The 25,502-nt window shown below is 47.7% G+C and carries 29 protein-coding genes; 26 read left to right on the forward strand and 3 right to left on the reverse strand.

Going from position 1 to position 25,502, the window contains the following annotated elements; all coding sequences use genetic code 11:
- Nucleotides 1-17 precede the first annotated feature (17 nt).
- The 7 genes from ctaD (at nt 18) to F3H97_RS02745 (ending at nt 5,308) form a co-directional block, all read left to right on the forward strand.
- Nucleotides 18-1,886: a cytochrome c oxidase subunit I gene (gene ctaD / locus F3H97_RS02715; RefSeq protein WP_031421541.1), complete on the forward strand. Its 1,869-nt coding sequence runs from the start codon at nt 18-20 to the stop codon at nt 1,884-1,886.
- Nucleotides 1,887-2,513 (forward strand): cytochrome (ubi)quinol oxidase subunit III, encoded by a 627-nt coding sequence (locus F3H97_RS02720; protein WP_015881284.1) that lies wholly within the window; start codon nt 1,887-1,889, stop codon nt 2,511-2,513.
- A 1-nt stretch (nt 2,514) separates the two neighbouring features.
- The gene (locus F3H97_RS02725; RefSeq protein ID WP_031421543.1) at nt 2,515-2,844 is read left to right on the forward strand and encodes a cytochrome C oxidase subunit IV family protein; all 330 of its coding nucleotides are present in this window, start codon (nt 2,515-2,517) and stop codon (nt 2,842-2,844) included.
- 134 nt (nt 2,845-2,978) lie between these two features.
- The gene (locus F3H97_RS02730; RefSeq protein ID WP_196430495.1) at nt 2,979-3,902 is read left to right on the forward strand and encodes a cytochrome c oxidase assembly protein; all 924 of its coding nucleotides are present in this window, start codon (nt 2,979-2,981) and stop codon (nt 3,900-3,902) included.
- Nucleotides 3,903-3,929: 27 nt separating this feature from the next.
- Nucleotides 3,930-4,391: a DUF420 domain-containing protein gene (locus F3H97_RS02735; protein ID WP_015881287.1), complete on the forward strand. Its 462-nt coding sequence runs from the start codon at nt 3,930-3,932 to the stop codon at nt 4,389-4,391.
- Between the two features lie 21 nt (nt 4,392-4,412).
- Nucleotides 4,413-5,027 carry an SCO family protein gene (locus F3H97_RS02740; protein WP_031421547.1) on the forward strand — a complete coding sequence of 205 codons (615 nt, stop codon included), beginning with the start codon at nt 4,413-4,415 and terminating at the stop codon, nt 5,025-5,027.
- Between the two features lie 5 nt (nt 5,028-5,032).
- Nucleotides 5,033-5,308 carry a hypothetical protein gene (locus F3H97_RS02745; RefSeq protein ID WP_015881289.1) on the forward strand — a complete coding sequence of 92 codons (276 nt, stop codon included), beginning with the start codon at nt 5,033-5,035 and terminating at the stop codon, nt 5,306-5,308.
- A 452-nt stretch (nt 5,309-5,760) separates the two neighbouring features.
- Here the strand turns inward: F3H97_RS02745 and F3H97_RS02750 are convergent, their stop codons facing one another.
- Nucleotides 5,761-6,123: a YugN family protein gene (locus tag F3H97_RS02750; protein ID WP_015881291.1), complete on the reverse strand. Its 363-nt coding sequence runs from the start codon at nt 6,121-6,123 to the stop codon at nt 5,761-5,763.
- A gap of 104 nt (nt 6,124-6,227) precedes the next feature.
- Nucleotides 6,228-6,962, reverse strand: a complete 735-nt coding sequence (locus F3H97_RS02755) for an ATP-grasp domain-containing protein (protein WP_230872795.1) — start codon at nt 6,960-6,962, stop codon at nt 6,228-6,230.
- Nucleotides 6,963-7,115: 153 nt separating this feature from the next.
- Here F3H97_RS02755 and F3H97_RS02760 point away from each other — a divergent pair, with 153 nt between their 5' ends.
- The 5 genes from F3H97_RS02760 to F3H97_RS02780 are packed head-to-tail and all read left to right on the forward strand — an operon-like array spanning nt 7,116 to nt 9,907.
- Nucleotides 7,116-7,565: a YlbF/YmcA family competence regulator gene (locus F3H97_RS02760; protein WP_015881293.1), complete on the forward strand. Its 450-nt coding sequence runs from the start codon at nt 7,116-7,118 to the stop codon at nt 7,563-7,565.
- A complete protein-coding gene (locus tag F3H97_RS02765) occupies nt 7,549-7,803 on the forward strand; it encodes a YlbG family protein (RefSeq protein WP_321284300.1) in 255 nt (84 codons plus the stop codon). Before F3H97_RS02760 ends, F3H97_RS02765 begins: the two co-directional genes overlap by 17 nt.
- 52 nt (nt 7,804-7,855) lie before the next feature.
- Nucleotides 7,856-8,419 carry a 16S rRNA (guanine(966)-N(2))-methyltransferase RsmD gene (gene rsmD, locus F3H97_RS02770; protein WP_074037347.1) on the forward strand — a complete coding sequence of 188 codons (564 nt, stop codon included), beginning with the start codon at nt 7,856-7,858 and terminating at the stop codon, nt 8,417-8,419.
- A 4-nt stretch (nt 8,420-8,423) separates the two neighbouring features.
- Entirely contained in the window at nt 8,424-8,918 is a 495-nt protein-coding gene (coaD, locus tag F3H97_RS02775) for a pantetheine-phosphate adenylyltransferase (protein WP_015881296.1), read from the forward strand.
- Nucleotides 8,915-9,907: a SepM family pheromone-processing serine protease gene (locus F3H97_RS02780; protein ID WP_196430497.1), complete on the forward strand. Its 993-nt coding sequence runs from the start codon at nt 8,915-8,917 to the stop codon at nt 9,905-9,907. The genes coaD and F3H97_RS02780 overlap by 4 nt, the downstream gene beginning before the upstream one ends.
- On the opposite strand, the gene F3H97_RS02785 is transcribed toward F3H97_RS02780, so the two are convergent.
- Nucleotides 9,886-11,016 (reverse strand): tRNA(Met) cytidine acetate ligase, encoded by a 1,131-nt coding sequence (locus F3H97_RS02785; RefSeq protein ID WP_196430498.1) that lies wholly within the window; start codon nt 11,014-11,016, stop codon nt 9,886-9,888. The two genes, F3H97_RS02780 and F3H97_RS02785, sit on opposite strands and share 22 nt — an antisense overlap.
- 156 nt (nt 11,017-11,172) lie before the next feature.
- Between F3H97_RS02785 and F3H97_RS02790 the strand changes: the two genes are divergently transcribed.
- From F3H97_RS02790 to ftsA, 14 genes are all read left to right on the forward strand, one after another.
- Nucleotides 11,173-11,700: a YceD family protein gene (locus F3H97_RS02790; protein ID WP_015881299.1), complete on the forward strand. Its 528-nt coding sequence runs from the start codon at nt 11,173-11,175 to the stop codon at nt 11,698-11,700.
- Between the two features lie 22 nt (nt 11,701-11,722).
- Nucleotides 11,723-11,896 carry a 50S ribosomal protein L32 gene (gene rpmF, locus F3H97_RS02795; RefSeq protein ID WP_015881300.1) on the forward strand — a complete coding sequence of 58 codons (174 nt, stop codon included), beginning with the start codon at nt 11,723-11,725 and terminating at the stop codon, nt 11,894-11,896.
- A 119-nt stretch (nt 11,897-12,015) separates the two neighbouring features.
- The gene (locus F3H97_RS02800) at nt 12,016-12,855 is read left to right on the forward strand and encodes a ketopantoate reductase family protein (RefSeq protein ID WP_230872796.1); all 840 of its coding nucleotides are present in this window, start codon (nt 12,016-12,018) and stop codon (nt 12,853-12,855) included.
- Nucleotides 12,849-13,208: a DUF3397 domain-containing protein gene (locus F3H97_RS02805; protein ID WP_015881302.1), complete on the forward strand. Its 360-nt coding sequence runs from the start codon at nt 12,849-12,851 to the stop codon at nt 13,206-13,208. Before F3H97_RS02800 ends, F3H97_RS02805 begins: the two co-directional genes overlap by 7 nt.
- A 24-nt stretch (nt 13,209-13,232) precedes the next feature.
- Nucleotides 13,233-14,789: a bacillithiol biosynthesis cysteine-adding enzyme BshC gene (gene bshC / locus F3H97_RS02810; protein WP_196430500.1), complete on the forward strand. Its 1,557-nt coding sequence runs from the start codon at nt 13,233-13,235 to the stop codon at nt 14,787-14,789.
- Between the two features lie 159 nt (nt 14,790-14,948).
- Nucleotides 14,949-15,881 (forward strand): 16S rRNA (cytosine(1402)-N(4))-methyltransferase RsmH, encoded by a 933-nt coding sequence (gene rsmH / locus F3H97_RS02815; RefSeq protein WP_078146645.1) that lies wholly within the window; start codon nt 14,949-14,951, stop codon nt 15,879-15,881.
- Between the two features lie 24 nt (nt 15,882-15,905).
- The gene (gene ftsL / locus F3H97_RS02820; protein ID WP_015881305.1) at nt 15,906-16,268 is read left to right on the forward strand and encodes a cell division protein FtsL; all 363 of its coding nucleotides are present in this window, start codon (nt 15,906-15,908) and stop codon (nt 16,266-16,268) included.
- Nucleotides 16,268-18,415 carry a penicillin-binding protein gene (locus F3H97_RS02825; RefSeq protein WP_196430501.1) on the forward strand — a complete coding sequence of 716 codons (2,148 nt, stop codon included), beginning with the start codon at nt 16,268-16,270 and terminating at the stop codon, nt 18,413-18,415. Before ftsL ends, F3H97_RS02825 begins: the two co-directional genes overlap by 1 nt.
- A gap of 57 nt (nt 18,416-18,472) precedes the next feature.
- Nucleotides 18,473-19,777: a UDP-N-acetylmuramoyl-tripeptide--D-alanyl-D-alanine ligase gene (locus F3H97_RS02830; RefSeq protein WP_196430502.1), complete on the forward strand. Its 1,305-nt coding sequence runs from the start codon at nt 18,473-18,475 to the stop codon at nt 19,775-19,777.
- Between the two features lie 21 nt (nt 19,778-19,798).
- Complete coding sequence (gene mraY / locus F3H97_RS02835; RefSeq protein WP_196430503.1) at nt 19,799-20,758, forward strand: phospho-N-acetylmuramoyl-pentapeptide-transferase; 960 nt, start codon at nt 19,799-19,801, stop codon at nt 20,756-20,758.
- A 13-nt stretch (nt 20,759-20,771) separates the two neighbouring features.
- Nucleotides 20,772-22,109: a UDP-N-acetylmuramoyl-L-alanine--D-glutamate ligase gene (gene murD / locus F3H97_RS02840; RefSeq protein ID WP_196430504.1), complete on the forward strand. Its 1,338-nt coding sequence runs from the start codon at nt 20,772-20,774 to the stop codon at nt 22,107-22,109.
- The gene (gene murG, locus F3H97_RS02845; RefSeq protein WP_196430505.1) at nt 22,106-23,182 is read left to right on the forward strand and encodes an undecaprenyldiphospho-muramoylpentapeptide beta-N-acetylglucosaminyltransferase; all 1,077 of its coding nucleotides are present in this window, start codon (nt 22,106-22,108) and stop codon (nt 23,180-23,182) included. The genes murD and murG overlap by 4 nt, the downstream gene beginning before the upstream one ends.
- A 14-nt stretch (nt 23,183-23,196) precedes the next feature.
- Nucleotides 23,197-23,967 (forward strand): cell division protein FtsQ/DivIB, encoded by a 771-nt coding sequence (locus tag F3H97_RS02850; protein ID WP_159562055.1) that lies wholly within the window; start codon nt 23,197-23,199, stop codon nt 23,965-23,967.
- Between the two features lie 227 nt (nt 23,968-24,194).
- Nucleotides 24,195-25,481, forward strand: a complete 1,287-nt coding sequence (gene ftsA / locus F3H97_RS02855) for a cell division protein FtsA (RefSeq protein ID WP_196430506.1) — start codon at nt 24,195-24,197, stop codon at nt 25,479-25,481.
- The last annotated feature ends 21 nt before the right edge of the window (nt 25,482-25,502 follow it).

Raw genomic sequence — 25,502 nt, forward strand, 5'->3', positions numbered from 1 at the left:
TGGCACAGACCACTGCAATGCAGCAATCGCGTAAATACAATGGCATCATGGATTGGATTACGACGGTTGACCACAAAAAAATCGGTATTTTGTATTTGTTCTCAGGAATCTTCTTCCTCCTTCTCGGTGGAATTGAAGCATTACTGATTCGTTGGCAACTCGTCAAACCAATGAACGACTTCGTCAGCGGTGAGACGTTTAACCAGTTGATTACGATGCACGGAACGACGATGATCTTCCTTGCGGCCATGCCGATGTTATTCGGTTTCATGAACGCCGTCGTACCACTTCAAATCGGGGCACGCGACGTTGCGTTCCCATTCATTAACTCATTAGGTTTTTGGTTGTTCTTCTTCGGTGGAGTCATGCTTAACTTGAGCTGGTTCTTCGGAGCAGCACCAAACGCAGGGTGGACAGCTTACGCGCCACTTTCAACACAACCAGAAGCAACAGGGGTAGACTTCTACGCTCTCGGTCTTCAGATTTCAGGTTTCGGTTCATTGATGGCCGGGATTAACTTCCTCGTCACCATCTTGAACATGCGTGCGCCAGGAATGAAACTCATGCGTATGCCACTCTTCACATGGACGACTTTCGTTGCATCGGCATTGATCGTCTTCGCATTCCCACCACTTACGGTCGGATTGTTCATGTTGATGTTCGAGCGACTCTTCGGAGCTGCTTATTTTGACCCGGCACTTGGCGGGAACGTTGTCATCTGGGAACACCTTTTCTGGATCTTCGGTCACCCGGAAGTATACATCTTGATCTTACCGGCATTCGGTATTTTCTCGGAAATCATTCCGACATTTGCGCGTAAACGCCTCTTTGGTTACACGACGATGGTCTTTGCGACAATGCTCATCGGTTTCCTTGGATTCATGGTTTGGGTTCACCACATGTTCACAGTCGGTCTTGGTCCAGTTGCCAACTCGATCTTCGCTGTTGCAACGATGGCGATTGCCGTACCAACTGGTGTTAAAATCTTTAACTGGCTCTTCACACTGTGGGGCGGTCAAATTAAATTCAACGTGGCCATGCTTTACTCAGTCGCGTTCATTCCTTCATTCCTCGTTGGTGGGATGACAGGGGTTATGCTTTCAGTCGCACCGGCTGACTATCAGTACCACGACAGCTACTTCGTTGTCGCTCACTTCCACTACGTAATCGTAGGTGGGGTTGTATACGGTCTCTTCGCAGGACTTTACTACTGGTTCCCACTCATGTTCGGAAAAGCCCTTTCTGAAAAGCTTGGATACTGGCAGTTCTGGTTGTTCTTTATCGGGTTCCACTTGACGTTCTTCCCGCAACACTTCCTCGGATTGTTCGGTATGCCACGTCGAGTCTTCACATACCTCGATGGTCAAGGTTGGGATACACTCAACATGCTCTCGACAATCGGTGCATTCTTCATGGGTGTGTCAACGATTGTCTTGCTCGTCGCTGTTGTGAAAGCCTTCTTGTCGAAAGACCGCGTCAAACCAGACCACTGGGGAGATGGACGTACGCTTGAGTGGACACTTCCTGTTCCGACTCCAGAGTACAACTTTGCACAAACACCACTCGTCAAAGGACTTGATACGTTCTGGCTCGAGAAAATGGCTGGCAACAAACGCGTGTCAGTCGCTGAAGAAGTTTCGGACATCCACATGCCGAACAACTCGCTCATTCCGTTCTTCATGTCACTCGGCCTCTTTATCGCAGGACTCGGTGCCATCTTCCAGATGGATAACACGGTCGTCGGTTGGTCATTGATTGGATTTGGATTAGCGATGACGTTCGTCTCGATGTTCCTACGTTCTTGGATTGACGATCACGGCTACTACATTCCGAAGTCACAAGTCGAAGCAGACTTGAAAGCGATTCGTGAGAAAGGAGAACAATAAATGGCACATGCAGTTGAAAAACACCCAGTGACCGGTATCCCGGCCAATCCAGAGAAAGCAACACTGGAAGGGAAAAATAAATATGTGGCCTTCTGGTTCTTCCTTGGTGGAGAGACAGTCCTCTTCGCCTCGCTCTTTGGAACATACGTTGGTCTCTTGAACTCTGGTGCTCCAGAGGAATTACGTTCGTATAACATTTTCGAAATGGAGCTCGTCTTCATCATGACGATGCTCCTCCTCACAAGTTCACTTACAAGTGTCCTTGCGATGATGAACATGAAAGCAAACAATCCAGGGCGTATGAAGCTTTGGTTGATTGTCACGCTCCTTCTTGGTGCCGGCTTCCTTGGTGCTGAGATTTACGAGTTCATTCACTACTACCACATCGGTCACACGTTCACATCGAGCGCATTCGGTTCAGCCTTCTATACGTTAGTTGGTTTCCACGGCGCGCACGTAACGTTCGGTCTCCTTTGGATTACGACACTCTTGATTCGTAACTGGAACCGTCCGATCGATGTATACAATGCACCAAAGTTCTATGTATCGAGTCTATATTGGCACTTTATCGACGTTGTTTGGGTCTTCATCTTCTCAATCGTCTACCTCTTAGGGATGGTGAACTAATATGGAAAAACGAGTAATGAACGAATCTCACAAGCAGTTAGAGCTTGAAGTAAAAGCAGAGTCGAAACGTGAGTATCAGCTTCAATTGATCAGTTTCGCGATGATGATTTTACTCACATTCGTGGCATTCGGCGCCGTCTATGCGGAATTGATGCCAGTGTGGGCAGCAGGTGGTTTCTTAATCATCTTGGCGGTCATCCAAGTCTTCCTACAGTTATATATCTTCATGCATATGAATAACCGTGGGAACACGTGGATCGTTGGCATGATGTGGCTAGGCATCTTTGTCGCCATCATCACGGTCGCTGCACTCCGCTTACTCATTTGGTAATTGTGACAAAGGATTGAACATCTGTGGAAACACGGATGATTCGGTCCTTTTTCCTTTACTTCAAAAATGAATGAATAGTAATCTTGAAGTGAACGGTTTCAAAGGTTAGGGAGAGAAAGAAAAGGGGTGAACGGATGCTCTGGAATACGTCGGAGCTGCTCAATCAATTTGATTGGCTCACGTTATGGAGTCCGCTGTTCGGATTGCTCATGGTCGGGATTTATGTGTTATACGCCGTCGTGACAGAGAGAATGGCGAAGCGAGGATATGCCTCGACCACGTTGTTACAAAAGTTTAGTATGTTGTTTGCGATTGTTTTGTATTACATCGGTTTTGGAAGTCCAATCGATGTCATGGCACATATCATTTTATCGGTGCATATGTTCCAAATGGTGCTCGTCTATATTTTGGCACCGGCACTCGTCGTTTACGGTCTACCGTACTGGGTGTTCGAAAAAATACTTAGCTTCAAATGGATTGGGCCGACGTTCAAGTTTTTGACGAAGCCACTGATTGCGCTCATTTTATTCAACGCATTGTTCTCGATTTACCATATGCCGGTCGTATTTGACTACGTCTTGACGAATTATGGCGTTCACCGTATTTTCCACGGTGCCCTTGTCGTCTTTAGTTTGACGATGTGGTATCCGGTCATCGTTCCACTCGTCTCAGACGAAGAGGAAGGTATGTCCGATTTGAAACGAATGGTGTACATTATCGCCAACGGGGTCTTATTGACGCCTGCCTGTGCGCTCATCATCTTTAGTCAAACGACGCTCTATAATGCGTACACGGACCCGCAGACGTTTGCGACAGTCCTTGGCTACTGTCTCCCGAACGGTGACGTTTCCGGAATTGATTTAGAGGCGTTGATGGGAGCGACGAACAGTGCGCTCGAAGATCAACGTTTCGGTGGGGTTCTCATGAAACTCGGTCAAGAGATTGTGTACGGCTTCTTCTTCGGCTGGACGTTCTTCGGCTGGGTGCGTCGGACGAAGTCGCTTGCTCTTGATGAAGGCATGTCATTCACTCCGCAAGAAACAAATGAAAAAAATTAAACAGAACATAATAAAGGGGAAACATTGATGAACTATCTTGCCTTAATTAGTGTGTCATTCATCGTCATCAGTGCGATTCTTGTCGCCATCGGATGGGTGATTATCGCAAAAGACCGCAGCAACATCGAAAAACATAAAAAGGTGATGACGGCCGCCGCGATTGCAGCGACGACGTTCTTCATTCTTTACGTCTCACGTACCATTTTTGTCGGCAACACGGCATTCGGAGGACCGGATTCAGTGAAGCCGTTCTATCTTGGTTTTATGATTTTCCATATTCTTCTCGCGACAACAGGTGGTATCCTCGGATTGATTACGCTCTATCTTGGATATAAAAACAAGATCGAGAAGCACCGGAAAATCGGACCGAAAGCGTCAGTCGTCTGGTTCTTCACGGCCATTACGGGTGTGACGGTTTACATTCTTCTCTATGTGGCATATGACCCGGGTGAAACGACGAACGTATTCCGCGCGATAATCGGAGGATGATCCATAGAGAGGGAGAGCTGTATGAAACGGAATAGCTATTTGACGGTCGGTTTGACCGTCTTGACGCTTGTCGTCATCGGAGTAGCCGTGTATTTTGTTTTCTTCAATCAAGACGACCTACCCGTCATTCAAGAGCCAACCCCGTTCACATTAACGAACGCATTAAATGAAGAGACCTATGATTCCGATAACGGGAAAGTGAAGATCGTGACGTTCTTCTATACGAACTGTCCAGATATTTGTCCGCTCACGTTACGTGATTTCATGAAGCTCGAAAAAGAATTGAAAAAAGAGAACTTATACGGATCGGACGTAGAACTCGTTGCGATCACGGTTGACCCGGATGTGGATACCGTGCCCGTTCTGAAGAATTACGGTGAAGCTTTCCAAGCGGAGCCGACCGGATGGAAGATGTTGACGGGAGACCAGGTAGACATCGATCGGATCACGCGCCAGCTACAGTTCTATTATTCGAAGGCGAACAGCGGACTCGTGACGCATGCGACGACGATGTACGTCATCGACCGCCATCATGATGTCCGGGCTGTCGCGCAGATGGCAACGGCAGGGGATGAACCGGTCGATATCGAATCTATCATGGAGGACGTTAAAGTGCTCGCGAATGAAAAGGAGTGATCACCATGAACGATACGATGGCTGTGATTGGGAATGACTATTCATACGGAGACGTGACGATTGCGGAACGGGCGATTGAAGATTTGATCGCGTGTAGCGCGATTGAATTCGGCTTGAAAGAAGTGAAAGTCGTCTCTCGCTCGAAAGACCACTATGATTATCAAATCATTGCACCATTATCACTCGTCGAGGCAGAGCGATTGTATCGCTATGTTCGAGACCAATTCGATTTATTGCTCGGTCAAGTCGATGTGACGTTGACCGTCATTGCGACTAACTGATTAAAGCCCACGGAAGCGAATCTGCTTCGGTGGGCTTTGTTTTCATTCGTACTTTTTAGTGAGCTTGATACAAGATTAGAATTTTATTCTTAAGTGGGTCATGAAAAAGTTCTGCAAAGAAGCAATACCCATCTTGAAAGTCATCTAGGTCTGCTTCATTTGAAAGGACGATATGAGATTTGTATGACTCGTTCCATTGAGATCGAATATCGCTGATTGATTGAGGATCTAATATATTTCGATCATGTATTTGATAAGTTGAGAGATAAAGAGTCTGGATGGATTCAGAACAAATCATTTGTTCTAATTCATTGATTGAATCAGGCAGAGGAAGCACTTCTAATTGGATGCGTGACGCCCCAGAGTATAAGATGTTGCCCTTTCTTTCAAAATAAATCGAGTGATTCAAGGTCGGGAGCCTCCGATCTAGTCAAAAAAACAAACCCCTTCGCTTATGCAAGGGGTTTGACTTCTAATGTTTCTGCGAGTGCTTTTAGACGGCGCTCACAGTCGCGGACGATTTCTTCTGGGAAGACTTCATCGTATTCAACACCGTGTGGATAATAATGCTTTCCTAAAATCGGTGTAAGCATTTTGACAACAGCGTGACGATCTTCGATTTGACCTTCGATCGCGTATACAGGTAAGCGAAGATAGAATGTTTCGCCAGTCGATTGTTTCTCATATTTCATGTCATACGTGGCACGCTCGTAATCCCAAGCACCTTCACGGATGAAATGATGATGATCCATGATCGTCTCGAGCAAACCAAAACGGATTTCTTTTCCCTCGATGTGGAACTGCTCAAATTTCATCATAATCCCCCTTTTCGAATAAACCTCATATGTCATCATACCATATTCAAAAACGTTCTTGGAATAACGTGTGTTCAAATTGTGAAAAAAAGATGAACGATTAATCAGCCGAGTGAATTTAAGTATTCCTCGATTTTTTGAGGGAGTTTCACGCCAAGCGGTAGCAGTCCTTCTGATCCGAAAAAGACGTTGAATTCCAAAATGTAAAATCCTTCTTCTGTCACGATGATGTCAAACGCTGCGTGATTGATAGATAACGTGTTGGCAATCGATTGAACTTCTTTGACGACGTCTTCCGGGATGTCTTCGTACGAGAAGTTAGCCCCTTGAGCGACATTGTTTAAAAAAGCCTCGCTGACACGCCAATAGGCACCGACGACCTCTTCTCCAATCACGATGATGCGTAAGTCGCGATCATTCGGGATGAACTCTTGGACATAGAACGTATCATGATTCTCGACGTATTCTAACCAGTCTTGGTCATTTTTGATTAACCATACCCCTTGACCCATTGAGGATTTGGCTTTTTTGGCGACGAACGGGTAGTGGAACTCTTCCAACACGCGTTCAATCGTGTATGGGTTCTTTCCATAAATCAATGTCTTCGGAATCCGGTGCGGATATGTCGCCTTAAAGGCGCGCGTCATCTCGATCTTGTCGTGCCCGAGGTGATAAGTCGCAGGTGATGGGAAGATTGCTTTATTCATCCCGTAGATGATGGAATTGACCATCCAATACTCAGGGAACAGGACGAGGTCGGCAGCGCGAACCTTATCGAGCTGATCGAAATAATATTCGGGTTTCGCATAATCCGTCTTGATCCCGGCCGATCGGATCATATTAAAAGAAACTTTTTTCATACGTAGACGCATAGGTTGCGTCTGTTCACTTCCTTTCTACATGGAACGCCTTGCGGTCAACTTCAATTATAGTGTGGATTGCTTACATAGGGAAACAATTGTGGTAAAATCATGGCAGAAAGGGTGAGGGGTATGATAATCACTGAACAGACGATTGCCCTGCTCGATCAAACAGAAGAATTGACCGATTTGATTGAAGCAAGCGAATCGTTTCAAACATATATTCAAACGAAAGCGGCACGTCTCGCATCACAAGAAGCAAAGGAAATCGAGCGTGAGTTCTTGAAGATGAAAGAGGACTATGAGTATGTCCAGCGATTCGGAAAGCATCATCCGGACCACGACCGCATCAAAAAAGAGATGCATCTCATCAAACGTCGTCTCGATGTTCAGCCGGAAATCGCTGCGTTCAAAAAAGCGGAACGAAGCTTGGATAAGTTGTTAGGGGAAGTGAGTGAACTCTTAGCTCATTCAGTCTCTCCTAAAATCAAGGTCCCGACCGGCAATCCATTCTTTGATGAAGGTGGATGTTCTGGTGGAGGTAGCTGCGGAGGAGGCGGAAGTTGTGGATGCGCCGTCTAAGTTGAATGAACGGATTGGCTTCGTTGTTTACGTGAATTCCTTGAAACAAGTGAAAGCGTTAAGACGTTATGCGAATCTTTACTTTGTCTCAAAACGAGAGAAGTATGCGTTTCTTTATACTGACCTCGAAGGTCATGAAGACGTACTCGAACAAGTGAAAGCATTGCCGTTTGTGGAAGCGGTCGTTCGAAGCGAACGCCCATTCATTTCCGAAACGTACGAGACAAAATCGAAATAAACAAAAAGATGAAGGTGGCATCACCTTCATCTTTTCTGCTGGAGGGAAAGACATGCGTGTCATATCTGGAGAACGAAAAGGGACCCGTTTAAAAGCGGTCCCAGGAACGGCGACACGGCCGACGACCGATAAAGTGAAGGAATCGTTATTCAACATTATCGGACCTTATTTTTCAGGCGGGAAAGCACTAGACCTTTACGCGGGCAGTGGTGGGCTCGGGATCGAGGCGTTATCACGAGGTTGTGACGAAGCTATTTTTGTCGATCGTCAACCGAAAGCCGTCCAAACGATTCAAGAGAACTTGCGAGCGACCCATTATGAAGTAAAAGGGAGAGTATATCGTCAAGACGCCAAGGCGGTACTCGAACAGCTCAAGGTTCAACAGGAACAATTCAAGCTCATCTTTATGGATCCTCCTTATCATGCGGAAGAACACGTGGCGTTCTTACAGCTGATCGATGAATCAGATTTGTTGATTGATATCGGCGTAGTCGTCTGTGAACACGGTAGTGACGTGACATTACCGGAGCGGGTGGGACGATTTGAACGAATTAAAGAACAGCGATACTCAGATGTCATCACCATCAGTTTCTATGAGTACGCATCGGAGGAGTGACACGATGAAACGGATTGCGATTTGTCCGGGTAGCTTTGACCCAATCACAAACGGACATCTAGATATTATTGAACGAGCGGCGGCCATTTTTGACGAAGTCATCGTGGCTGTCCTTGAAAATTCAAGCAAAGCCCCATTATTTGATGTGGAGGAAAGACTTGGACTGATTCGAGATGTGACGACACATCTGCCAAACGTGTCGGCTGACGCGTTCGGGGGATTGCTTGTCGAGTATGCCGCAGAGCGGGAAGCGGCGACGATCGTCCGTGGGCTCCGTGCAGTCTCAGATTTCGAATACGAGCTTCAAATCGCATCAATTAATAAAAAGTTGAATGAGAACGTCGAGACGTTGTTCATGATGACGAATAGTCAATATTCGTTCCTCAGCTCGTCGATTGTCAAAGAAGTGGCGAAATATGGTGCATCGGTCAGTGAACTCGTACCGGAACAGGTTGAAATTGCCTTACGTAAAAAGTATCAAGTGAGTTCGGGACAATGAAATCGTTAAAAATCGGTCTCGGTCTACTCGTTACAGTGCTTCTCTTCCTGTTCGTCCCACTTCCTTACTACATCTCTTCACCCGGAGCGGCGACCTCAATTGAAGAGTTCCTGACCGTCCAAGGTGGCGAAAAAGAGGATGGGGAACTGATGATGGTGACAATCTCCCAACGCCGTGCGACTCCGTTTTGGTTAGTGGAAAGTTGGGTGACCCCGTTCACGGAAGCGAATTTATCCAGTCGCTATTTATACGATGGGGAGAGTGAGGCAGACTATGAACGTCGCCAACAATTATTGATGGACTCTTCTCAACAAGCAGCCATTCAATACGCCTATCAATTAGCAGATCAAGACGTGACGGTCGATTTCGAGGGGATTTATGTATCTGCTCCGATTCCTGGGTCCCTTGCGGCCAATGTGTTGAAACCGGGTGATGTCATCACGGCCATCGATGGGATGTCCTTTGCCACTCGCGTCGACTTTTTGAATCGCATATCGGAATTTGAGGCGGGCGATGAAGTGGAGTTGACGATTGAACGAGACGGCGAAGAACGTGTCGTGCAAACGCTCATTCAGCCGATCGATCAAAGCGGGGATCGTGTCGGAATTGGAATCTATGAGCCACTTCCTGTTCAAGAAATCACGGCTGATCCTGAAGTCGATGTCGCTTTGACGAATGTCGGCGGTCCATCTGCAGGATTGATGTTCACGTTAGAAATTTATGATCAATTGACGCCAGGTGACTTGGCAAATGGAAAACGGATTGCCGGAACCGGAACGGTCGATGAGGAAGGGAATGTCGGACCTATCGGAGGTGCATGGCAAAAAATTGTCGCCGCCGACGAGGAGAGAGCGGAAGTCTTCTTTGTGCCGGCCGGTTCAAATTATGAAGAGGCACTGGAATCACGAGACCGCCTAAACAGTGACATTGAAGTCGTCCCTGTCAAGACGGTCGAGGATGCGATTCGTTATTTAGAAGAGATGAACTGAGGGCGTTGCCGGTGCTCGATCAATGCATCATCTTGAAGCGGGAGTCGATATGCTTCGGTGACACGAGCTTCGAAATCGAGCCGGGCATCGAACTTACTGACGAATGGCACGTCTTCCTTCACATCTCGTAACGCATGTCGTCCGAGATCGTTGAAGGCGAGCGGTCTCACGTAAGGGACTTCATCAAAGCGTGTCGGTGCCTCGACTTTTAACCAGTGAAGCAGTACGGCGACGAACGCCCGCTGAATGGCGGTACGCGTGTAGCGACGTGTCGACACGACAGCAAGTGCACGTTCGAATGAAGGCTCGACTCCCGCCTGCTTAAGACGAGGTGCGAGAGAAGCATCAATTCCTACGAGCTCCGTCAATGTGTGGAGTGGCAAGGTTCTCAGTTTGAATTGTAAGACGGGCCAATAGTGTTCCCAATGTGTCATCGGTTGTGTCCGAAACATCGCTTCAGTCGATGCCGGAACGGCACGAACTTCACCGGTGTCTAGGTAATGAGCCCGAATACCCGTTGCCGACATGACGTCCATTAATGAAGGATCATGATAATCAGCCCCGAGCCGTTTGACTGTATGTAACTGAATCGTCTTTGCTGCTTTGGCGTAATGATAGCCCAAAATGTTGTTTGGTCGCGTCAAATCAAATGAGGGATAAACGGTCCGGAAAGCTCGACTCGAAGCTTGAGCGGACGAGTGTCCTTCATGTAATGCTTCTTGAAGCGCTTCTTTGTAACGTGACGTCTCTTCGACATGTGAACGGGCTGCATGGAGAATTGCATCTATATCCCCGCTCTCACTCCCGAACGATAGCGTCTGGCAACGGAGCTGTTCAGCAATCGAGACGGAGGCTTTAGCGAAACGGTCGGCGCGTTGGACCCCGTATTGGGTCGGTAGCTCGATGACAAGATCGATCGCACCGCTCTCGACGGCAGCCTTAGCCCGTTTCCACTTGTCGAACGAGGCGGGTTCGCCCCGTTGAGTGAACTGGGCACTCATGATGGCAATCATGACATCAGCTCCGGTTTCGTGACGTGCAGTTTGCGCTTGATAATAATGCCCGTTGTGAAACGGGTTGTACTCTGCAATAATGGCCGTCTTTTGCATGATTTACTCCTTTGCATTGTCGTATGGATTGGTGTAAGATGAGTAAGTACGCTTTGGCAAAGCGCCGTCGTCAACTGATTTTAGTGTAAAGAAAAAACATTGACAAAACAAGTTGGCCTATCTATAATTCATATTGTTGCAATTGAGGTGATTCGGATGAAATGGTCTATTGCACAGCTACTTAAGCTCCGAAACCAGGGTGACGGTTTTACAATCGATGAGATGGTAGAACTACCAGAGCTGACTCAGCTCCATCCGGATATCCGTTCGATTCGCCCGGTGCATGTGCACGGGGATGCATCGTTCACATCTAATCAAGTTACATTCAATCTGAAGATTCAAGGTGACCTGACGTTGCCAGATGCGCGAACGTTAGAAGATGTCACTTATGAATTCGATATTGAATCGCTCGAGCCTTTCTTTTTGGAGAATGGGCGTTATACGGAGCAATTCGATGACGTGAATTTGCCAGAAGGAAATACAATCAGTCTTGTACCGATTGTAAAAGAGCTCATCATGTTAGACGTCCCGATGCAAGTTTATGGGAACGAAACAGACAAAACTCAGGTTGAAGGAGAAGGCTGGACGCTCACTGACGAACAGCCCGAAGCCCAACCAAAAATTGACCCGCGTTTCGCGGGACTAGCCGACCTGTTCTCGAAAAAAGAGAACGAGGAAGGTTAACTTATCAAGGAGGTGGACAACGATGGCAGTACCATTCCGTAGAACGTCGAAAACTCGCAAACGTCTTCGTCGTACTCACTTCAAACTCAACGTACCTGGTATGAACGAGTGCCCGAACTGTGGCGAAATGAAACTTTCACACCGTGTTTGCAAATCTTGCGGACATTACAACGGTAAAGAAGTAACAAGCAAATAATGCTTGAAGGAGTGACCTGTTCTCAGGTTACTCCTTTTTTGTTTGTCATTTTTGGGTCATGGTGAAAAGATGTGGTAAACTTTTTGTGCGAAAATAGTTCGAATAGGAGGAGGGCCATGATGAACTCCATCAAACGAATTGGTATCATCGGAAACGGAGCGGTCGGATTATTGTTGGCATCTGTGCTCGCAGACGATTACGACGTGACGCTCTACGGAAGGATCGGGTCATCTGATCCACTTTTCATCACACGGACCGGCGTGACGGAAGGGACGGCACGTGTGTCGTTACGGTCAAGTCAGACGCTTCAGGAAACGGACGAGGATCTTTTTTTTGTCACGACGAAAGCCCATCAAGTCGAGGAAGCGACGGCCCGACTCTCGGGTAAGGTGCCCGTCTTTATTTGTTCGAATGGGATTGCCCATCTGGAATATGCGAAACGTCGAGGGTTTCATTTAGGTATCGTCGAGCATGGTGTGACGAAGCGTGGTCATGAGGTTGAGCATCGTGGACTCGGACGGATTCGAATTGGAAGTACGTCGGGGCTCCATCCTCTATCATTTCAAGAGAGCCCACTTCACATCGTGTGGGAAGAAGATATTGAACAAGTCGTCATTGAAAAATTGTTTGCTAATGCCATCATCAATCCCATCACGGCATTATGCCGGGTCCCGAATGGAGCCCTCGCCGGCTCACCATATCGTGAAATCGCACAATCGATTTACGATGAGTTGGTGCCTTTGTTTGCGCAGCAAGTCTCATTTTCCTACATCGAGACGATTATCGAACGTACCGCACAGAATCGCTCCTCGATGCTGCGCGATCTTGAAGAAGGTCGGCCGACAGAGGTGGATGCGATTTTGAAACCGGTGATTGAAAAAGCCGAACAGATGCAGATTTCTCTCACTGTCATTCCGCTATTACATAAACTGATTCTAGGAGCGAGCGCATCGTGTTAGTGTATATCGTTTCATTTCCACTCATCTTATGGTTTATGGTGTATATGATACTTAGAAAAATTATGCCGAAATCAATCAACTCATTCAAACTCGCATGCGATGCCGGGGTCATCCTTTGGTTTTACGCTTGCAGTATTTTACTTGAGGCCATCGTCGGGACGGATATGTTGCTGTTATTGCTCGCAGCCTGCTGTGCGATTTTCCCGATCAACGCGATTTGGCAGCGGATTCGTTATGAGGAAGTGTTGTTCACGAAGATGTTCGTCCATGGTTGGCGGTTACTCTTCTTGCTACTTGTTCCGACCCACGCCATTTTATTCGCGATCGGTGTAGCCCAAGGCATGATTCGTTGATTGATTGAAAGGAAGTTGTTATACGTGAAGGTAGAAGCATTTGATGCTCTATATGCATCCACATCACCGATGATTCAAATCGATCATGAATATGGTCGCTGGCTCGATTATCGAGGGATGGATGAAATCGAAAAACGTGCCGAGGAGGTCTCAGGGCGCACCTATGAGCATCTGTCGGAGCTCGTCGAGATAATCAAGGGACAACAAGAACAGTTCGGGGAACTTTCGGAAGAGTTGGAAGCGAATCTGGAGTTACTCGCTCAGCGAAAAGCGTACGTGATGGTGACGGGGCAACAGGTCGGCGTATATGGAGGACCTTTGTTTGCCGTATACAAACTGTTAGCGGTCATCAAACGGGCGAAACAGGCTGAAGCGAAATTGGGGAAACCGGTCCTTCCTGTCTTCTGGATGGCGACGGAAGATCATGACTTTGCTGAAATCAACCATGTCTTCACGACACAGGCGTTTTCGAGGACGTTGAAAAAAGATGCCTTGTCATCGTTACCGCTTGCAGGAAAAGCATCGATAGGGGACTTAGAGTTCGAACGGGTAAAGCTCGAACTTGTTCAAATGGCGCAACGTCTTCTACTGAACGAAACAGAGACACCGTATACTTCACATTTGTATCATGAGCTGATTGACCTCATTCAAGTGAGTTGTTCGTTCGCTCACTTTTTCGGTGGCATGATGCGGCGATTCGTCGGATCTGACTTTTTATTGTTTGACCCGCACGCGAAAGACGTACGGGCTCTCGAACGACCGATGTTCCGAAGTCTCATCGAGCATCATGACAAGCTCCATGAAGCGCTCGGTCATGCGTATGAAGAAGGGATGCCATCGGTCGACTTGAACAGAGACGCGGCCCATCTGTTTTATCACGATGGGACACGAGAGCTGCTCACGAAGGTCGATGGGGTGTTCACGACAAAGCGAGGACATCGCTTCACTGAAGACGAACTGCTCACAGAGATAGAGGCGCATCCGGAACGTTTCTCAAATAACGTGGTCTCCCGTCCGCTCATGCAGGATTTCTTGTTCCCGACTCTTGGGTATGTGGCAGGTCCCGGTGAAATTGCCTACTGGCTCCAGCTTCGACCGCTCTTCCACGAGATGAGATGGAAGATGCCGCTTCTCTTGCCACGTCTTGGTGGGTTGATCGTGTCAAGAAATGATGAGAAGAAGCTTCGTCAAGAAAGCGTGACATTGGAGCAGTATATGAAGCGACCGCTCCCGGATCATGCATTTGACGATGAAGCGTTTGAAGAAAAACTATATGCGTATCGGACGCTCACAGAGGCCGTCAGTCATGAGGCAGGGAAACAAGGAAGACGATTTGAGGCGAAGTCGAGACATGTGCTCGAGCGATTGGCGGATGAGATGCGTGCTGAATCGAAGCGAGAACAATATCGCTTGAATGCACGACGGATTCATCTGTCGACCCGGCTGTTTCCGATGGATGCCCCTCAAGAGCGCATCATCTCGATGGTTCCGATATTAAATCGTCACGGACTAGACGTGTTTAAACGATTGAGACAGGTTTATGAACAATCTGATGCGGAGCGATGTTTGTTCTATGTATAATCTTTTTTTTGAGAGCTCTTGACATTTGTCGAGAGCTTTTTTTCGTTGTTACCTTTTTGTTTCCTCTTTTCACTAAAAACCTGTACGGACCTTGACATTTTTATGATAAAGTAAGTGTAATAAAACAGTTGAAATATGTAGGTTGAGAGGGTTTTTTGAATGTTTGAGCATGAAACGGTTTTAAAAATGGAGTCCATTGAGGGATTGAACATCAAACCAGATGGGGTATATGTCGATTGTACGTTAGGTGGAGCGGGTCATAGTGAAGAAATCGCAAAGCGTCTAACGACGGGTCAACTATATGCGTTCGACCAAGATGACGTCGCGCTCGCACATGCGAAAGAGCGATTGGCTCCTTATGAAGGCCGTGTGACGTTTATAAAGAGCAATTTCGTTCACTTGAAGGAAGAACTCGCCCAACGTGGTGTGACAAAAGTGGACGGTGTACTATTCGACCTAGGCGTTTCTTCGCCACAGCTAGATGAGGCGGAGCGCGGGTTCAGTTACAACTATGACGCACCGCTCGATATGAGAATGGACCGATCACGGGACTTTTCAGCCTATCATGTTGTGAACGAATGGTCGTTCGGAGAACTTGCTCGTATTTTCTTTACATACGGGGAGGAAAAGTTTTCAAAGCAAATCGCACGAAAAATTGAGCAAGCCCGTGCCGATAAACCGATTGAGACGACATTCGAGCTTGTCGACTTGATTAAAGAAGCGATTCCTGCACCAGCTAGACGAAAAGGCGGACACCCGGCGAAGCGGACGTTCCAAGCGATTCGAATCGCCGTCAATGACGAGTTGAACGTATTCGACCGCGCCGTTCAAGATGCGATTGATTTACTTGCATTGAATGGACGCATCTGTGTCATCACGTTCCATTCGTTAGAAGACCGCATTTGTAAACAAGTGTTCAAAGAGCGAAGCCAGCATCCACCATTACCACCGGGGTTGCCGGTCATTCCGAAAGAATTTGAACCGGAACTCAAACTCATCACGCGTAAGCCGATCGTGGCGAGTGAGGGAGAACTTGAAGATAACCGTCGTTCACGCTCTGCTAAGTTGAGAGTGGCCGAAAAACAAAAATAACCGAGAGTGTAGGAGGGATACCTGATGCCAGAAGCTGCCCGTAAGGCGTTGCAGCCTCAAGTAACACCGAATCGAAATCCGATTCCGCAAGAACGACCAATACCTGCTCCAAAACGACGCACGTTGACCTTGTTTGAATCGATCCTGTATCCAGTGATGATTGGTTCAGTGGTCATGTTCGGTGGCATCACGGTGTCGAAGCACAATGAAGCGTATAATATTATGCGTGATACAGCAGCCGTCAATCAGCAGGTCGACGGGGTTGCAAAAGAAAACGAAGAACTAAAGTATGAAATCGCCCAATTAAGCTCGCCCGAAAGAATTTATGCGATTGCCGAGAAGCTCGGAATGAAATTCAATGAAAAGAATGTCAAGGTGATTGATTGATGAATTCTTTAAAACAGAGTAAAAAAAGAGTGGCGTGGGTAGCGATTGTCTGCTTCACCCCGCTCTTTTTATTTTTTGTCGGATGGTTCCTTTATTTATCCGTCACCCATACGTACAAAGGGGAGAACATGCTCGCATTCGCGGAAGAGCAACGATGGAAAGCGGTCAGTACGTTAGAAGCGGAACGGGGCGAGGTGTATGATCGCTTCGGTCAACCGATTGCCATCAACATTCCATCATACCGGCTCGTTGCCGTTTTGAAACTCGGTGGTGAGCGGGTCAAAGGGAAGACGCTTATGCCCGATGAGTTCGCCGAAGCGGCGAAGCAATTGTCGACCGTACTGCCTATGACAGAAGCCGATTTATTGAAACGGCTTGAACAAAATGCCGACCTTGGACAGATCGAGTTCGGTGTTCCCGGTCGTGACTTGACCGTAGAACAAAAAGAAGAGATCGAAGCATTCGACCTAAACGGCATCACGTTTGTCGAGGAACCGAAGCGCTATTACCCGAACAAAGTATTTGCTTCCTCGGTAATCGGGTATGCCCAAAAAATTGACCAGAACGGTCGCATCGAACTCGTCGGTGAACTAGGGATTGAAAAATCTCTGAATGATATTTTAAGTGAATCGTACGGTCTGTATCGATTTGAGAAAGATTTGGCAGGTCGTGAACTCATATCGAGTGACGAGCAGTTGAAGATTGAACCGGAAGACGGGGCGGACGTCCAATTGACAATCGACCACAGAATCCAACAGTTGCTCGAAACGAAGATGAATGAGTTGTATGAGGAGTATGAGCCGAAACATGCGACGGCCATCATTATGGACCCGAAAACGGGAGAAATCATCGCACTATCGGACCGACCATCGTTTGATCCGAACACACGCGAGATTTCTTCGTACAGTAACTTCTCTGTTTCGTCTCGATTCGAACCTGGATCGACGATGAAGATCTTTACGCTCGCGGCAGCCATCAACGAAGGCGTGTACAATCCGAATGAGCTGTATGAATCCGGTTCATACAAATATGGCAAGACGGTCTTCAATGATTACAACATTACGGGATGGGGTACCATTCCTATGGTAGAAGGCGTCTGGCATTCGTCGAACGTCGCATTCTCGATTTTAGCGAACGAACGACTTGGTCTCAGTCGATATGAAGATTACTTTAAAGCTTTCAAGTTTGATCAGCGGACAGGAATCGATTTGCCTGGAGAGGTCAATAGTCAATTCGATTTCGAAAGTCCGATGAACGTCTTGATTACGGCATGGGGACAATCGACAGCGGTGACACCGATGCAAATTTTGCAAGCGACATCGGCCATCGCAACGGATGGGACGATGAAGCAACCGCACCTCATCAAGAAAATCGTCAACAGCGAGACCGGCGAAACCATTCGGACGACCAATCCGAAAGAAGTCGGTCAACCGATCACGGCGGAGACAGCCAAAAAGACACGTGAAGCGCTCGACGGTGTCGTCAATAGCGATGTGGGAACCGGGCAACTGTATGCGTTAGACAACTATCGCGTCGTCGGAAAGACCGGTACCGCTCAAATCGCCGAGAACGGAAAATATTTGAGTGGACAGTATATTCACTCGTTCGTCGGGATGGCTCCGGAAGACGATCCGGAACTTGTCATGTATATCGCGGTGGACAGACCGAACAGTGACTCGTCTACGACCGGGCCACGAATCATGGCGCCACTTTTCAAAGACGTGATGGATGTCGCATTACGTTACCGGAGTGTCGAGCCTGAAAAACAAGAAAAAGCAGTCGAAGCCTTGACGAAGACAACGTCTTCGTATATCGGTCAAAACCGTGAAGAGGCAGTGAACGCATCGACGGAGAATTCCTTCAATCCGATCGTGTTAGGTGATGGAGACGAAGTGATTGCGCAGAGTCCTGTGAAAGGACAATCTTATGTCGTCGGTGAACGATTGTTGCTAAAAACGAGCGAGTCGTTTACGATGCCTACATTAAAAGGTTGGTCGTTGCGTGACGTAAAACGTTTAGCGACCCTTTATCAATTAAATTTAGAAATCGACGGTACCGGATTTGTCACATCGCAATCGATTGGCAAAGGGAAACCGGTCAAAACAGGTGCCTCCTTGAAAGTGAAATTGGAGACACCGTCGAATTAACGCACGAGATGAAGAGGGCTGCGGCTCTCTTTTCCTATGTAAGAGGAGGAAGTTTGTATGGAACAACTGACAGTTCAAAAATTGGCATCATGGTTTGGCATGGATCTAAATGACGAACGTCTCGTCGAACGGGTCGCCACAGATTCGAGAGATGCAAACGAGGCGGGTCTCTTCGTCCCAATCGTTGGGGCGCGAGTCGATGGTCATGATTACATCGAGGCGGCCGTTGAAAAGGGTGCGATTGTCACGTTCTGGGAAGAAGGTCGTCCTCAACCAGACAACCTGGTTGTCATCCCTGTGAAATCGACAATCGAGGCATTGCAAACGGCAGCGGCTCGATATTTAGAAGAAATCAATCCGCTCGTCGTCGCCATTACAGGCTCGAATGGGAAGACGTCGACAAAAGACATGGTCGCTGTCGTGCTCGAGGAGAAGTTCAAGACGCATAAGACGGCCGGTAACTTCAACTCGGACGTCGGCTTGCCACTTACCGTTCTCAGAATGCCACGGGATACGGAGGTAGCCGTCCTAGAGATGGGAATGAACGGATTTGGTCAAATCGAGACGCTGTCAAAACTCGCCAAGCCTGATGTGGCGTTTGTGACGAATATCGGGGAGTCCCACGGTGAACAAGTCGGTGGACGGACAGGTATCGCCAAGGCGAAACTTGAGATCAATGCCGGTCTCAAAGCAGACGGTCGCTTGATCGTCGATGCGGATGAGCCACTTCTTTCCGGTCAAGGCTATCGCGTCGGATACGATGAAACAGCGGATGGGAAAATTGAAGTGATCGAAACGACATTTGACGCATCAATCTTTAAATACAACGGTGACTTGTATGAACTAAAGGTGCTCGGTGCCCATCAGATTCGAAACGCAGCCTATGCAATCGCGTGTGGACTTGCGTTCGGTCTCGATCATGCGATGATTCAACGTGGCCTAGACCGAATCAAGTTGACATCGATGCGGATGGAAAAACAGATGTTCGGCGAAGCTCACCTCATTAACGATGCCTACAACGCAAGTCCGACGTCGATGATTGCAGCGATTGAGACGGTCAAGTCGCTTGAAGGATTCTCGAAGCGTGTGCTCGTCCTTGGAGATATGTACGAGTTAGGAATGGATGAACAACTGCAACACGAACAAGTCGGTGGCGCGGTGACATCTCCCGTGACCGATTGTATTCTCGTCGGAGACAAGGCAAAATGGATCGCGGATGGGATTCAAGATTCACGTGTGAACGTTAAAATGGTCCCGACGGTTGAGGAAGCGAAGGCGCTCCTTCATCATTATCAACGACCGGATACTGTGGTATTGTTAAAGGCATCTCGAGGACTGGCGCTTGAGCGTCTTGTTCAATAAATAGAGTAGTGAGGTAGCAACATGTTAATTAGTTTAATCGTATTAATCAGTTCATTATTAAGTGTCTTGATCGTGATGCCGCGAGCCATCCCAGCATTGCGTCAATTAAAGTTCGGACAAGAGATTCGTGATGAAGGTCCAGGTTGGCACCAGAAGAAGTCAGGTACACCGACGATGGGGGGGATCGTCATCCTGCTCGCCATCCTCGTCGGATTCATCGTATCCGTCATTTTTGGCGAAGCGGTCGCTGGATTCGGGACTCTTCTATTCGTTACGATGGCATTCGGTGTCATCGGTTTCTTAGATGACTACATCAAAGTCGTCAACAAACGAAACCTCGGATTGACGTCCCTTCAGAAGTTGATTGGTCAAATCGTGGTATCGGTATTGTTTGCATGGTTCTTGTCACTCGGGGGAGACCTCGATACATCGATTTCGATTCCATTCACGTCGATTTCGTTAGATACAGGATGGTTCTATATCGCCATCGTCATCTTCTGGCTCGTCGGATTCTCAAACGCCGTCAACTTGACAGATGGATTAGACGGACTCGTCTCCTTCTCGGCCATCCCGACGTTCACATTCTTTGGGATTTACGCCCTTACACAAGATGAACTTGGGATTGCTTGGTTCGCGTTTGCGGTCGTCGGTGCCTTGATCGGGTTCCTAGTCTTCAATAAGTATCCGGCTAAAATCTTCATGGGTGACACCGGTTCGCTCGCACTAGGCGGAGCCGTCGCTGGACTCGCTTTGATGTTGAAGCTCGAATTGCTTCTCGTTTTTGTCGGAATCATTTTCGTCATCGAGACATTGAGCGTCATCTTGCAAGTCATCTCGTTTAAAACGACGGGGAAACGACTCTTCAAGATGAGTCCGATCCATCACCACTTCGAAATGGTCGGGTGGTCAGAATGGCGCATCGTACTCACGTTCGGAGGCATCAGTTTAATTACAGCAGGTTTATCATTACTACTCATGTAAAAGGGTGAGACAGATGGAAAAGCAATGGCACGGTAAAAAAGTTCTTGTCCTCGGTGCTGCGAAGAGCGGCATTGCAGCGGCGACATATCTGCATCATGCAGGAGCAGATGTGACGATCAATACGGGGAATATCCCTCCGGAAGACGAACTGGAAAAAATTCAGGCGCTTGGGATTCAATCGGTATTTAACGAACATCCCCTCGCTCTGTTGAATGAGACAGAGTTGATTGTCAAAAATCCAGGCATCCCGTATCAGATTCCATTGCTTCAAGAAGCGATGTCTCGAAACATCCCAATCTATACCGAAGTGGAACTTGCTTATTTGGCAACGGAGGCGGAATTTGTTGCCATCACCGGCTCAAATGGGAAAACGACGACCACGACACTCGTCTATGAATTGCTCAAAGGTGGGGAACGTCCGGTGCATCTTGCGGGAAACATCGGATTCCCGGCGATTGAAGTGGCATCTCAGGCGAAGGTGGGCGATTTGATTGTGATTGAATTGTCGAGTTTTCAATTGATGGGGATTGAGTCATTCCATCCCCGCTCGGCGGCACTACTCAATCTATCGGAAGCCCATCTCGACTATCATGGGGATTTTGATGCGTATGCGGATGCAAAAGGAAACCTGTTCCGTCAAATGACGAATGCAGACCAAATCGTCGTGAAAGTGACGGATCCGGAAGTGATGAAACGCGTCCCGGGAGAGATTGAACCAACTACGTTCAGCTTTGACCGAGGTGACGCTTCTGTCGTCGATGGATGGGTCACAGTTCGTGGTGAAAAAATCATGCAAGTAAATGAGTTGGCACTAGGTGGGGCGCACAACGTGGAAAATGTATTGGCTGCACTACTCTTAGTGGAACCATTTGCTATTCCACGTACGCATATCGAACGTGTGTTACGAAACTTCGGTGGCGTCGCGCATCGGACCGAGAGTCTCGGTGATGTGCTCGGACGTGCTGTTTACAATGATTCGAAAGCGACGAACAACGTAGCAACGGAAGCAGCGTTACGGGGGTTTGACACCCCAATCGTCTGGCTTTGTGGTGGTCTCGAACGCGGTGCGGACTTATCTTCGCTCGCCTCTGCTCTCTCAAAAGTAAAAGCTGTCGTCGCGTATGGTGAGACGGCTAAACGATTTAAAGAGCTCGGCGAGTCTCAACAGATTCCTTCTTTCACGGTCGAGACGTTGGCAGACGCCGTTCCGCTCGCGTTTGAGAAATCCGAGACGGGAGACGTCATCTTACTCTCACCCGCCTGTGCTAGCTGGGATCAATTTAAAACGTTTGAAGAACGAGGCGAGCAGTTCGTTCAACTCGTCCGTTCATATGAGGAGGCGAACCGATGAAAATCATGATTTCTGGTGGTGGTACCGGTGGTCATATTTATCCGGCACTCGCATTGATTGAAACGCTACAAAAACGTCACCCGGATTTACAGGTACAATACATTGGAACGGAGAATGGATTAGAAGCCGATCTCGTACCGCGAGCAGGTGTCCCGTTCAAGTCGATTCAAATCGCAGGTCTGAAGCGTTCGCTTTCACTCGAGAATCTGAAGACCGCCTACTGGTTTTTGAAAGCCGTTCGGGCATTGAAGAAAGACATGGCGGCGTTTAAACCGGACGTCGTGATTGGCACGGGTGGTTTCGTATCCGGTCCCGTCGTTTATACGGCACAACAGCTTGGGATTCCCACGATTCTGCATGAACAAAACAGTATCCCGGGATTAACAAACAAATTCTTATCGAAGAAAGCCGATCGGGTCGCCCTCTCGTTCAAAAGATCGGATGTCCATTTTCCGGGCGCGAACGTTCGCTTGATTGGAAACCCGCGTGGTAGCGAAGTATTGCAGACGGAAGTCGATGAGGCGTCTATCCGCGAACAGTATCGTTTAGATGACCGTCCGATTGTCTTGGTTTATGGCGGAAGCCGCGGAGCCGAGGCCATCAACCGAGCGGTCGTGGAAGCAATCCCAGCGCTCTCAGAATTACCGATCAACGTCCTTTACGTCACAGGGAAAGTGCATTTCGATGCGGTATCGAAACAGGCACCATCCTCTGACAATGTACACATTCATCCGTACGTGTACGATATGCCATCTCTACTCGCTTGTACGTCACTCGTCATCTCACGAGCTGGCGCTTCAACGATTTCAGAATTGACCGCACTTGGCTTACCGAGCATTTTGGTCCCAAGTCCGTACGTGACAGCTGACCATCAAACGAAAAATGCTTCGGCCCTCGTCGAGAACGGGGCGGCCCTCCTTGTCAAAGAAGAAGCGTTGACGGGAGTTTCGCTCGTAGAGACGATTCGTCAAGCACTCGAACAGCGTGAAGAGATGGCGAACGCATCGCGTGCGCTAGGTTTCCCGAACGCGTCAGATGCATTGGCCGACCTGGTAGAAGAAGTCATTCAATAAAGGAGTAGAACCCGATGGAACCAAGCCAACAAACGGTACGCAGTCTCGAAGACCGTATTCCATACATGAAAAAACAACGGCGTAAAAAAGCGAACCGTCGGATGTTCTCTGTACTCTCACTGTTTGGAATTCTCATCTTACTCGTGGTCTACATGCAAACTTCGATGTCGAACGTGAAAGAAGTGAAGGTATCGGGTTTATACTGGTTAGAAGAAACGTACGTGTTTCAGGATATGGAGCTCGATTCATCGACGAAGTTTGTCAGTCTGTCCCCAAACAAGATGAGTGAACAGATGGAAAAGTTGCCTGGTATCAAACGGGTAGAAATCGATCGTTCTTGGTATAACAAGGTTCATATCTCTGTGACAGAAGAGAAAATGATTGCTTATGCGAAAGCCGAAAAAGGAGATGTCGTCGTGTTAGCCGACGGTTCACTCCATCCGACCGGAGCCATCACCGATCCGCAAAAGCTAAAGGACGGACCGCTCTTGCGAGAGTTCAACACGGAAGCAGAACTTGAAAAGATTGCAAGTGAACTCGAACGGGTGGATGATGCGACACGGGCTCGTATGTCAGAAGTGATTTTATCAAAACGAAAAGATGAGCCGACGCGATACGAGATTTTTATGAACGACGGCAATACGTTACTCACACCGACATTGAAGTTAAGTGAGACCGTATCGAAGTATGGTGAAATTTATGAAAACATCCCGAAAGGTGAGCGTGGGACCGTCGTCATGGATGGTGGGTTTTACTTTGTTCCTTACGAGAAAACGAATGAATAATCAGTTATATTACAGTCCTTAGTCACATAAGGGCTGTTTTTTTGTCGTTTGTAAACGAATTGATAACGCGAAACCGCTTAAATTGTAGGATTCTACCTTTTCTCACTATCTTATTTGTTGTAAACTTAGACGTGAGATATCTTGTCGAAACCAACAATTTTTTTGGATATCTGTATATGTGTCAGGCAATTGGAACAGGAAAATTATAGAGCGGAGGTGTTTCCCTTTTGGAAGCGAATGGTTATGTGGCCGCATTAGATATTGGAACGTCAGAGATTAAGCTCGTCGTCGGTGAATTGCTCGGCGGAACGCTTAATATTTTGGCAGAAGGGTGTGCACCGTCTGCGGGTGTAAAACGTGGCGCTGTCGTAGACATCGATAAAACAGTCCAAGCGATCAAACAGGCCGTTGAGCATGCTGAGACATCGCTAGGTGATCAAATTCGATCTGTATACGTTGCCATCGAAGGGGAGCATATCCAAATTGCCCCATGTCACGGAATTGCATCCGTGAAGCGGGAAGATCAAGAAATTACCGACGCAGACGTGATGGAAGTCATCAACTCGGCACAAGTAATGCGATTACCGGACGAGATGAGTGTCATCGATGTGATCCCATCTTCATTCACGGTTGATCAACAAACAGGTGTTGTCGATCCACGGGGCATGTTAGGCTATCGACTTGAGATGCATGGGAAAATGGTGACCGGGTCGAAGACCATTTTACATAGTATTCGTCGTTCGATTGAACGGGCTGGATTACAACTCGAAGGTTTTATTCTAGGAAACCTTGCACTCGGCATGAGTGCAGCTTCTGTAGATGAAATCGATTTAGGAATCGGGCTCGTCGATGTCGGACATGAAAAGACGACGGTTTCCGTATTTTATCGGGGAGATCTCGTCTACTCGTATATCCTCCCGGTCGGTGGAGATCATATGACAAGAGACTTGGTCTATAAACTCAATTGTAAATATCAAGACGCCAAAGTGGCGAAAGAAGAATATGGTCTCGCTCTTGAAGAAATGGCTGATGAGACAGAAGGTTTGTCCTACACGAACATCAATGGGGAAGTGGCGTTCGAACCACAGTCAGAAATTAGCTACGTTTTAGAAGCGAGAATAGAGGAAATGTTTACCCTAATGTTGAATAAGGTTCAAAAAGTAGGTGTTCCGATGCTGAATGGCGGATACTTACTTTGCGGTGGGGCAGCTGCTCTACCGGGTATTCAGGAGTTGGCGACTCGCATTATGGGCCAAAAGACGAGATTGTATCAACCGTCGTCGATTGGTGTCAGACATCCAAAATACGCGACAGCCGTCGGTGTATTGAAATATGTCTTGATGAGTGATCATCACGTTTCGAAATCTCAACTTGAAAAACCGGAAGTTCGCCAGGAAACACTTCACACGAAGCCGGAAGCGACCGATATTCATGTAGGAGAGAACGAATACGAGAGCGATCAAGAGTCGAAAAAAGGATTTAGTCGTTTGATGGAAAAATTATTTGGCGTTTAAGCTGACGATGTAATACAACTT

Source organism: Exiguobacterium sp. SRB7LM, assembly GCF_015712685.1.
Classification (GTDB): Bacteria; Bacillota; Bacilli; order Exiguobacteriales; family Exiguobacteriaceae; genus Exiguobacterium; species Exiguobacterium profundum.

Excerpts from the sequence above, each read along its gene's own strand:
- ctaD (WP_031421541.1), top strand. The coding sequence starts at position 18 with ATGCAGCAATCGCGTAAATACAATGGCATCATGGATTGGATTACGACG.
- F3H97_RS02720 (WP_015881284.1), top strand. The coding sequence starts at position 1,887 with ATGGCACATGCAGTTGAAAAACACCCAGTGACCGGTATCCCGGCCAAT.
- F3H97_RS02725 (WP_031421543.1), top strand. The coding sequence starts at position 2,515 with ATGGAAAAACGAGTAATGAACGAATCTCACAAGCAGTTAGAGCTTGAA.
- F3H97_RS02730 (WP_196430495.1), top strand. The coding sequence starts at position 2,979 with ATGCTCTGGAATACGTCGGAGCTGCTCAATCAATTTGATTGGCTCACG.
- F3H97_RS02735 (WP_015881287.1), top strand. The coding sequence starts at position 3,930 with ATGAACTATCTTGCCTTAATTAGTGTGTCATTCATCGTCATCAGTGCG.
- F3H97_RS02740 (WP_031421547.1), top strand. The coding sequence starts at position 4,413 with ATGAAACGGAATAGCTATTTGACGGTCGGTTTGACCGTCTTGACGCTT.
- F3H97_RS02745 (WP_015881289.1), top strand. The coding sequence starts at position 5,033 with ATGAACGATACGATGGCTGTGATTGGGAATGACTATTCATACGGAGAC.
- F3H97_RS02750 (WP_015881291.1), bottom strand. The coding sequence starts at position 6,123 with ATGAAATTTGAGCAGTTCCACATCGAGGGAAAAGAAATCCGTTTTGGT.
- F3H97_RS02755 (WP_230872795.1), bottom strand. The coding sequence starts at position 6,962 with ATGATCCGATCGGCCGGGATCAAGACGGATTATGCGAAACCCGAATAT.
- F3H97_RS02760 (WP_015881293.1), top strand. The coding sequence starts at position 7,116 with ATGATAATCACTGAACAGACGATTGCCCTGCTCGATCAAACAGAAGAA.
- rsmD (WP_074037347.1), top strand. The coding sequence starts at position 7,856 with ATGCGTGTCATATCTGGAGAACGAAAAGGGACCCGTTTAAAAGCGGTC.
- coaD (WP_015881296.1), top strand. The coding sequence starts at position 8,424 with ATGAAACGGATTGCGATTTGTCCGGGTAGCTTTGACCCAATCACAAAC.
- F3H97_RS02780 (WP_196430497.1), top strand. The coding sequence starts at position 8,915 with ATGAAATCGTTAAAAATCGGTCTCGGTCTACTCGTTACAGTGCTTCTC.
- F3H97_RS02785 (WP_196430498.1), bottom strand. The coding sequence starts at position 11,016 with ATGCAAAAGACGGCCATTATTGCAGAGTACAACCCGTTTCACAACGGG.
- F3H97_RS02790 (WP_015881299.1), top strand. The coding sequence starts at position 11,173 with ATGAAATGGTCTATTGCACAGCTACTTAAGCTCCGAAACCAGGGTGAC.
- rpmF (WP_015881300.1), top strand. The coding sequence starts at position 11,723 with ATGGCAGTACCATTCCGTAGAACGTCGAAAACTCGCAAACGTCTTCGT.
- F3H97_RS02800 (WP_230872796.1), top strand. The coding sequence starts at position 12,016 with ATGAACTCCATCAAACGAATTGGTATCATCGGAAACGGAGCGGTCGGA.
- rsmH (WP_078146645.1), top strand. The coding sequence starts at position 14,949 with ATGTTTGAGCATGAAACGGTTTTAAAAATGGAGTCCATTGAGGGATTG.
- ftsL (WP_015881305.1), top strand. The coding sequence starts at position 15,906 with ATGCCAGAAGCTGCCCGTAAGGCGTTGCAGCCTCAAGTAACACCGAAT.
- F3H97_RS02825 (WP_196430501.1), top strand. The coding sequence starts at position 16,268 with ATGAATTCTTTAAAACAGAGTAAAAAAAGAGTGGCGTGGGTAGCGATT.
- F3H97_RS02830 (WP_196430502.1), top strand. The coding sequence starts at position 18,473 with ATGGAACAACTGACAGTTCAAAAATTGGCATCATGGTTTGGCATGGAT.
- mraY (WP_196430503.1), top strand. The coding sequence starts at position 19,799 with ATGTTAATTAGTTTAATCGTATTAATCAGTTCATTATTAAGTGTCTTG.
- murD (WP_196430504.1), top strand. The coding sequence starts at position 20,772 with ATGGAAAAGCAATGGCACGGTAAAAAAGTTCTTGTCCTCGGTGCTGCG.
- murG (WP_196430505.1), top strand. The coding sequence starts at position 22,106 with ATGAAAATCATGATTTCTGGTGGTGGTACCGGTGGTCATATTTATCCG.
- F3H97_RS02850 (WP_159562055.1), top strand. The coding sequence starts at position 23,197 with ATGGAACCAAGCCAACAAACGGTACGCAGTCTCGAAGACCGTATTCCA.